This window comes from Aquimarina muelleri DSM 19832 (genome assembly GCF_000430665.1).
Lineage (GTDB): Bacteria > Bacteroidota > Bacteroidia > Flavobacteriales > Flavobacteriaceae > Aquimarina > Aquimarina muelleri.
Genome location: NZ_AUML01000105.1, coordinates 1 through 1,044, shown reverse-complemented (window position 1 = coordinate 1,044; position 1,044 = coordinate 1). Strand labels below are relative to the sequence as shown.

1 protein-coding gene is annotated in these 1,044 nt (G+C 30.8%); it reads left to right on the top strand.

The features are described from left to right. Window positions 1-368: 368 nt before the first annotated feature. Window positions 369-1,044 (top strand): hypothetical protein (locus H527_RS22725; protein WP_035089100.1); only part of this gene is annotated, 676 nt, incomplete at its 3' end.

Sequence of the window (1,044 nt, the reverse complement as noted above, 5' to 3'; positions counted from 1 at the left end):
AGCATCGGAGAAAGGTGTTTTTTGTGTTGCACCACAAAGGTAACTTTGAGGAACAAATTTCCCTTTCTCTTTTTTACGTTTAGGACGCTATTGATCAATAATAATGTTTTAACCTGGTACCCTTTAGAATACCTAAACAAAATACTAAAACAAAAAGAGGTGGCTAATTTACTCTTTTAATAAACAATTCAATCAATAACCTCAGAGCAAGCTCATAAGAATGTTTCTGAAAATATATTTTGTTTTCGAGACAAGCCTCCTTTAGATCTCTCAACGAAGGATTAAATTCTGTAATGCAGATTAAATTATATAAAAAACAATATATTTAGGTTAGTCAAAAAGTATAAACCAACTTAAATAGTACTGCTATGGATATTAACCAAACGCTATCCAATATAATTCAAAAAGATAAAATCTGGATTTTTGTTCTTAGTTTAATTCTTGCCATTGTAGGATTTAGTAATTTGTTAGTCACGCCAGCTATAGATTTTTTATCAGATATAAATAGCGACATGATGCTCGGATTAGGAATTGCAATGGAACTAAAAAGTATAGCTTCTGGTATTGATAGTTCGGGTATTCCTCTTGTAGGAGGAGTAGCAACAGAGATTTCAGATATTTTTACTCGGGCAATTAGTTACTTAACCTTTGCTAATATTGTTATTGCTGTTCAAACTATATTGGTAAATATGGGGAAATCCTTATTTTTTAAAGTACTCCCCTTCGTTTTTCTTATAGGAGTATTTTTAAAAAACTATAATAAGATAGCCTTAAAATTACTCATCATCGCATTACTGATCAACCCAGGATTATCTATGTACGTAAATGGTATACATTATGTATCAGACACTATGCAATTAGATCTTGGATCCTCTCTGCACGAACACTTATCTTCTATTAAAAATAAATATCAAGAAAAAAGAGAAAAAGTAGAAACCAAACAAGAAGAAAGAAAAGAAAAACAATTAGAAAAAGCTAAAGAACGAGGTCATAAAGGCATTGGCGTTTTTAGAAAAGTAGAAGATGCCGTTGTAAATAAAGTCG